Source organism: Undibacterium sp. Tian12W (assembly GCF_049339405.1).
Classification (GTDB): domain Bacteria; phylum Pseudomonadota; class Gammaproteobacteria; order Burkholderiales; family Burkholderiaceae_D; genus Undibacterium.
In genome coordinates this window covers 20,363-27,194 of the sequence record NZ_JBMPPK010000038.1, presented here as the reverse complement: position 1 = coordinate 27,194, position 6,832 = coordinate 20,363, and the positions used below count along the sequence as shown (strand labels likewise).

Below are 6,832 nucleotides of genomic sequence, written 5' to 3'. Positions count from 1 at the left end.
TTACCGTCGTCTAAAAATGCGTTATGAGAAACTAGCTATGACACACGAAGCATTTCTTTCGTTGGCTTGTTCTCTCATTTGCTGGAACTTTCTTAAACCTTTAATTTAATTTCGCAACAGCTTCTAAATCTCATATCAACATGCTGCGTGTAAAATTCATGTTTGTCACGATGAGGTCGAAACACCCCACCGCAGTCTTTAAGGTGATGAAATGCTTCATCTCTACGGCAAGAACTTCGCCCGGTGTCCGTTTCCGGAGATAGGAGACGAAGGCGGAGAAACACGGCTAGAACGGATGCAGAAGGTTTGGCTTAGTGTTGATTGACAGGTTTTATAGATTTAAGTTTACGGCTTTAATGACCGGGAATAATTACCATTGTCACCAGGCCCTCAATTTTTTTTGGAGAAAGTAAATCATGTCAAAGTACCTCATTTCATTCCCCAGCGTTGCAATGAAAGTCCCCGACAGTGAGATGGAAACAGTAGGGAGAGACGCTTATGACGTGATACGTGAGACCAAGGAAGCGGGCGTCTATGTTTTTGCCGGTGGCATTGATGAGTCAGTGGCACCCGTTCTGGTGTCAGCCAATGGCGCAGTCGCCGAGGGCGGCTACCCGTGGGCGCCGCCACTCAATGGTGGCTTCACCGTACTTGAGCTTGCTTCAAGAGAAGAAGCCGTCGCCTGGGCCGCACGTATCGCCAAAGCCTGTCGCTGTGATCAGGAGCTCAGGGTATTTGGCCTTGATCCAGCGTCGTGAATTGTCAGTCAATATGGAATGTACATATCTGGTTAGGACTATGCTGCCATGAAAGCCTGGACGGAAACTCTCGATATAAGAACTTGGCGCGCAGTTCATGGTGGAAAGCATCGAGAATATGGCGGTGGAATTATAGATAATCTTGTATGTCCAATAACATACTGTGTTCTTGTTTGTGGCTTTACTTTTCGCTTCCAAAATATCTCTGAAATTGAAGAGTACATCTCTCATTTTGAAAGTAAAACTCATCCTTCAACACGGGCCTATGTTCATAGCAATGAAAGTCATTACGAGGTTCAAACAAAATTCACACGACTTCCCGCACGGCTAAAAGCCAAGGGAAGGCGGCCGCAGGTAGTCAATGGGCTAAGACGTGCACTATCGGTTTTTAGAAATAATGACGGTAATTCGGCTTAGCAGCCTGTATGAAGTCCGATGCGATCATAATTGGTTTTAGCAAAACTATCCCTCAGCTTTCCGGAAAAAGCGCAGAAACGCATTCAGGGTTTGCTCGGGTGCTTCTTCTGGCAGGTAGTGTCCACATGGCAGGGCACCACCGCTGACGGCACCATCAATAGATTTTTCTTGCCAGGTTTTCAGTACATCATAGGTGTTGCCGACAACGCCTTTGGCGCCCCACAATACCAACAAGGGTGACTGGATTTTTTTGTCGGCGTCGGCGGCATCGTGTTCAAGGTCTATCGATGCTGCTGCCCGGTAGTCTTCGCAAACTGCGTGCAGGGTTTCGGCGGTGTAGCAGCGGCGGTATTCTGCATAGGCCGCGGGCGTTATTGCGCCAGGGGTTTTGTTTTGTTTGTTGATATGGTGTTCCAGATAAAATTCCAGGTTGGCGCCTATCAATTTTTCTGGCAAGGGTGCTGGCTGTATCAAGAAGAACCACCACACGTAACGGCTGGCAAATGCCATGTTCGTCGATGCATACATGGTGGCAGTAGGGGCGATGTCGAGCAGGGCTGCGCGTTCTATCGCATCTGGATGATCAAGCAGCATGCGGTGCACGACGCGCCCGCCACGGTCATGACCAGCCACCTGGAAACGCGAAAAGCCCAGTTGTTGCATGACTTCAACCTGGTCTTGTGCCATGAGCCGCTTCGAATACCCTATGTGATTTTCACCGCCGTCTGGTTTGCCCGAGTCCCCATAGCCGCGCAGGTCGGTCAGGACGACCGTAAAATGCTGCGCCAGTGCCGGTGCGATTTTATGCCAGCAAGCCAGGGTTTGCGGATGACCATGCAATAGCAGAAGTGCCGGACCCTGTCCACCCACCAGGGTTTGAATCGTGGTGCCGCTGGTGTTGAGCGTCCGGCTTTTGAAACCCGGGAACATGCTGGCAATTGCTGATCCTTGTGGAGGCACGGTTGTATTCACAGGGTATCCTTTACTGGGTAATGTCAGCGTTGCCGCCGATACTGCACCGGCAAGCAGGCTTCTTCTGCGGGTATTGATTCTACTCGCTTCAGTGCTTGCTTTAGCGGTAGTTGCTACTATTGTTTTTGGGGATTCTGGCATGGCGTTCTCCTGATTTTTTCTTATCTGCACCTGTCTAAAATTTCTCCAAGGTTTCAGCCAAAAATCTTCATTAATATCGTCGCCATGACGATCATTGATGCACCGCCTATGCGGGTAGAAATTTGCGCGAAGGGCATCATCTCCATACGGTTCGAAGCAGACAGGATAGCTACGTCACCTGTTCCACCAAGCCCGCTATGGCAGGCGGTGACGATAGCTGATTCAACAGGGTACATTTTCATCAGAAAGCCTATACCGAAGCCACTTGCCACCATCGCCAGAACGATGGAAGCGCAGATTACGAAATAGGAAAAACTGAGCGAATTGACCATCTGGTTCCATGGAACAAACAAAGTCCCCAGCCCGACCAATATCGCAAATGTCAGGTTGTTCGTCATGAAGCGGTACATCTGGTAAGCACCAAGCTCCATGTTCGCGGGCATGATCTTGCTGACCTTGACCAGGGCTGCGCCGATGATCATCAGGATAGGGCCAGGGATACCCGTCACTGGTGCCAGTACCGAACCCAGAATGAAGAATACACAGGTCAGCAACAGGCCAGCCCCCATCAGGCTGATGTTGAGCGGCGCTTCGTTTTGTTTGGCAAGCAATTCCTGATCATTGCCATTTCTTACCAGGGTGCCGTTACCACTATATTGCGGGCGCTTCTTGCCAAACCAGCTCAGGGCACCAGCCGACAAAATTGCCACCACATTGCCTATCAGTGCAGCCGGGATCAGGGTCGCAACAATTTGTGCTTGCGGCGTCGTCGTGATTTCTGAATAGGCAATCGACAAGGGCAGGATGCCTTCACCAATACCGCCACCAAGAATGGGAATGATGATGTAGAAGAACACATGTTTCATCTCATAACCCAGCAACATGCCGACGGCAAGACCTGCACCAACTGCAGCGACAGTACCAACCAGCAGTGGAATGAACATGCGTATGAAACCTTGCACCAGCACCTTGTGGCTCATGCCCAATATGCTGCCGACAACCAGGCAGGCAATATACAGATATTGCAGGTTCGCCGTCTTCATTGCTGTCGTCAGTGCCTTGTGCATGTCCTGGTCAAACAGATTGTAGCCAAGCAGAGCCGAAGGCACGAACAGGCAGAGGATGGCTGATCCGCCTATGTGTTTCAGTAACGGGATTCTGTTACCCAGATCACCGAGCAAAAAGCCCGCTAACATCATGACCGCCAAACCACCGATCAAGTCATTCGGCAAACGATGGTTGATGGCGGCTGCGACGGTGATTACTGCCAATACGACATACACCGGCAACGGTAGTGGCCCGATGCGGATCGCCATTAACCTGTTCCAAAAACCTGATCCTGCTGGTTCGGCAGGCAAAGCTGTTTCTATATGCATTTTTGTCTCCATTATTTTTAATATTACGCCGCACGAATGTCCGGTCGTATTGCCCGTTATGGTTTGTTCAAATCAGGCTGTCTCTGGTCTTGCTTGCCAGATTTTTTAGCCAAGGGCGTTTCTGCCAATGACTTGTTGCAAATTCATTGATCTGCTCTTGCATGGCCAGTGTTGCACCCACCATATCCAGACCTTCGAGGAACATGCGGCGATGGCGTTCAGACAGAGAGAACGGGGCAGTCAGGCTTTTACTGCGCACCGTCATGCTCTCAACATCAATCAGCACATGCTTGTCTGAAGGGCTGTTGATATCAGCAAGCAGCAAGTCAATCTCAGCCTGCGCAAGGGCCACCAGCATGAGCTTGTTGTTCATGGCGTTGGAATAAAATATCTCTCCAAAACTGGGCGCAATGACAGCGTCAATCCCATACTGTTGCAGGCCCCAGACCGCATGTTCACGGCTGGAACCACAACCAAAATTGGGGCCACCCACCAATATTTTGGTACTCGCGTATTCAGCTTGGTTAAGCACGCACTCAGGGCGGCTGTTTCCATTCAGATCAAAACGCATATCGTAGAGCAAGCCTTTGGCGAGGCCAGCTTTGTCGATACGCAGCAAAAATTGCTTGGGCATGATTTGATCAGTGTCGAGGTTGGCGACTGGCAAGGGTGCCGCAATACCTTCGATTCGGGTTTGAACAGTCATGCCTGTACTCCTAATTTGCGCACATCAGTAATGCGGCCAGTCACAGCCGCCGCAGCGGCCATGGCCGGGCTCATGAGATGGGTGATCGCACCGCGACCCTGGCGGCCTTCAAAATTGCGGTTGGTGGTAGATGCACAGCGTTGGCCCGGGCTCAACACATCGTCGTTCATGGCCAGACACATCGAGCAACCGGGCTGACGCCATTCAAAGCCAGCCTCGATAAAAAGTTGGGCGAGCCCTTCTGCTTCTGCCTGCCGCCTGACCTTGCCTGAGCCCGGCACGATCATGGCGCGAACGGCTGGCGCAACACAACGCCCTTTGACAATCGCGGCGACTGCACGCAAGTCTTCGATACGCGCATTGGTACAAGATCCAATAAAAACAACATCGACTGGCAAGCCTTCCACGCCATCACCTGCATGCAAACCTGTGTAATGAAGTGCGCGTTCCATGGTGTGACGCAGGGCATTGCCAGTGTCTGCTGGCATGTGCGGGATACGGGCTGTGATGGGAATTGCCTGGTCAGGGCTGGTACCCCAGGTGACATAAGGTTCTACTTCATTCGCATCAAAATGCAGTTCAATGTCAAAGCTGGCATCGTTGTCACTATGCAGATCAGCCCAGTCCGCTTGTGCCATGGCCAGCATATCGCCCACCAGATCAGGGCAATGCGCTTTCACATAGTCTATGGTCGTCGCATCTGGCGCAATCAGCGCACCGCGTGCACCTGCTTCGACAGCCATATTGCACAGGGTCATGCGCGCTTCCATGGACAGCGCGCTGATTGCTGCGCCACAGAATTCAACAACATAGCCCCGCGCACCTTGCGCACCGATTTGACCAATGATCAGCAAGATCAGGTCTTTCGCCGTCGTTCCTGTAGGCAAGCGGCCCGCAACATGGATGCGCATGTCCAGCGCAAGCCGATACACCAGCGTCTGCGTGGCCAGCACATGTTCCACTTCTGACGTGCCGATGCCAAAACCCAGCGCACCAAACGCACCATAGGTGGTGGTATGGCTGTCACCACAAAGTATCACCATGCCGGGCCTGACCATGCCAAGTTCAGGCGCGATGACATGCTCTATGCCCTGGTAGCGGTCATTGGTATCAAACAAGGGTATGCCATGGAAATCACAATTGCGCTTCAGGTTCGATGCCTGCAAGGCAGAATTTGGCTCGGTGATCGTGCGTATCGCCAGCGGATGAGTCGGGATAATATGATCGACCACGCTCAGGTTCTGGCCAGGCTGGGCAGCCTTCCTGCTGGCATGTGTCAATGCTGCAAATGCCTGGGGGCTGGTGTATTCGTTCATGATATGCAGATCGGCATACAGCAACACATTTTGCGCATCCAGGCGGGCTACCGTATGGGTTTCCACCAGCTTTTGGTATAGCGTTTTTGCTGTTCCTGGCGATTCAGTCATGCAAGTCTCCTGTAGATTTAATCTGGATAAACTTCTTGTGCAGGACAAGTTAATTTATTGCGAATTGATTTACAATGACTTGAAAATCAAACTGTTTTTAACTTAAACGCAAAAATGAGTTCAGTATCTGATGTCGCTTTCTTCACCGAAGTAGTGAAAGCAGGCACGCTCTCGGCGGCCGCGCAGGAGCTTGGTGTATCCACCGCCGCCGTCAGTAGGCGGCTCGCCAATCTGGAAGCGCGCCTCAGCATACGCCTGCTGAACCGCACTACCAGACGGGCCGTCGTGACGCCCGAAGGCGAGCTATACCTGGCGGAAGGCCAAAAAATCCTGGCCGCACTGGAAGAGCTGGAACAACGCCTGTCCAGCAGCAAGGCCGTCCCCAAAGGCTTGCTACGCGTCAACGCCAGCTTTGGATTTGGCAGACAATTCATTGCACCCGCCATCGCAGGCTTTGTAGAAATCTATCCGGATGTGGAAGTGCAGATGCAATTGACAGACAGACCCGTCAACCTGTCCGACGATGGCTTTGATGTCTGCATACGTTTTGGTGAAGTGCCTGACGCCAGAGTCACCTCAAAAAAAATTGCCAGTAACCGCCGCCTCTTGTGCGCGTCCCCCATCTACCTTGAACGCCACGGCACACCGCTGACGCCAACCGACCTGCAACGCCACCGCTGCATCGTCATCCGCGAAAGTGATGAGACCTACGGCACCTGGCATCTGCACAACGCCAATTCGCAGGCAACCGTAAAAGTGCGCGGCACGGTATCAACCAATGACGGCGAATCAGCAGTCAGCTGGGCCTTGCAGGGCCAGGGCATCTTGCTACGCTCAGACTGGAACGTCGCCCCCTACCTGCAGTCTGGCCGGCTGCGTGAAGTGCTGAGCGACTGGAAACTGCCCAATGCAGACATCCACGCTGTTTATCCGATGAAGAACAACCTCTCTGCCAAGGTACTGGCATTTGTGAGTCATCTGGAAAAATATTTCAGGCAATATCTTTCGCAGGATGGTGTTAGTACAGGGTGGTAG

7 protein-coding genes are annotated in these 6,832 nt (G+C 52.0%); 3 read left to right on the top strand and 4 right to left on the bottom strand.

The annotated features are described in order from the left end of the window. The first annotated feature begins 416 nt into the window (after nucleotides 1-416). Together ACO0LI_RS29430 and ACO0LI_RS29425 are read left to right on the top strand one after the other, a co-directional pair. Nucleotides 417-758, top strand: coding sequence for a YciI family protein (locus ACO0LI_RS29430; RefSeq protein WP_423037359.1), 342 nt, complete (start codon nucleotides 417-419; stop codon nucleotides 756-758). Nucleotides 759-806: 48 nt separating this feature from the next. Continuing rightward, entirely contained in the window at nucleotides 807-1,175 is a 369-nt protein-coding gene (locus ACO0LI_RS29425) for a hypothetical protein (protein WP_423037357.1), read from the top strand. Between the two features lie 45 nt (nucleotides 1,176-1,220). On the opposite strand, the gene ACO0LI_RS29420 is transcribed toward ACO0LI_RS29425, so the two are convergent. The 4 genes from ACO0LI_RS29420 to leuC form a co-directional block, all read right to left on the bottom strand. Further along, complete coding sequence (locus ACO0LI_RS29420; protein WP_423037361.1) at nucleotides 1,221-2,105, bottom strand: alpha/beta fold hydrolase; 885 nt, start codon at nucleotides 2,103-2,105, stop codon at nucleotides 1,221-1,223. Between the two features lie 236 nt (nucleotides 2,106-2,341). Further along, nucleotides 2,342-3,664 carry a 2-hydroxycarboxylate transporter family protein gene (locus ACO0LI_RS29415; protein ID WP_423037355.1) on the bottom strand — a complete coding sequence of 441 codons (1,323 nt, stop codon included), beginning with the start codon at nucleotides 3,662-3,664 and terminating at the stop codon, nucleotides 2,342-2,344. 67 nt (nucleotides 3,665-3,731) lie between these two features. Next, nucleotides 3,732-4,370 carry a 3-isopropylmalate dehydratase small subunit gene (leuD, locus tag ACO0LI_RS29410; RefSeq protein ID WP_423037353.1) on the bottom strand — a complete coding sequence of 213 codons (639 nt, stop codon included), beginning with the start codon at nucleotides 4,368-4,370 and terminating at the stop codon, nucleotides 3,732-3,734. Next, nucleotides 4,367-5,797 (bottom strand): 3-isopropylmalate dehydratase large subunit, encoded by a 1,431-nt coding sequence (leuC, locus tag ACO0LI_RS29405; protein WP_423037351.1) that lies wholly within the window; start codon nucleotides 5,795-5,797, stop codon nucleotides 4,367-4,369. The genes leuD and leuC overlap by 4 nt, the downstream gene beginning before the upstream one ends. A gap of 114 nt (nucleotides 5,798-5,911) precedes the next feature. Between leuC and ACO0LI_RS29400 the strand changes: the two genes are divergently transcribed. After that, on the top strand, nucleotides 5,912-6,832 hold the full coding sequence (locus tag ACO0LI_RS29400) for a LysR substrate-binding domain-containing protein (protein WP_423037349.1): 921 nt from the start codon (nucleotides 5,912-5,914) through the stop codon (nucleotides 6,830-6,832).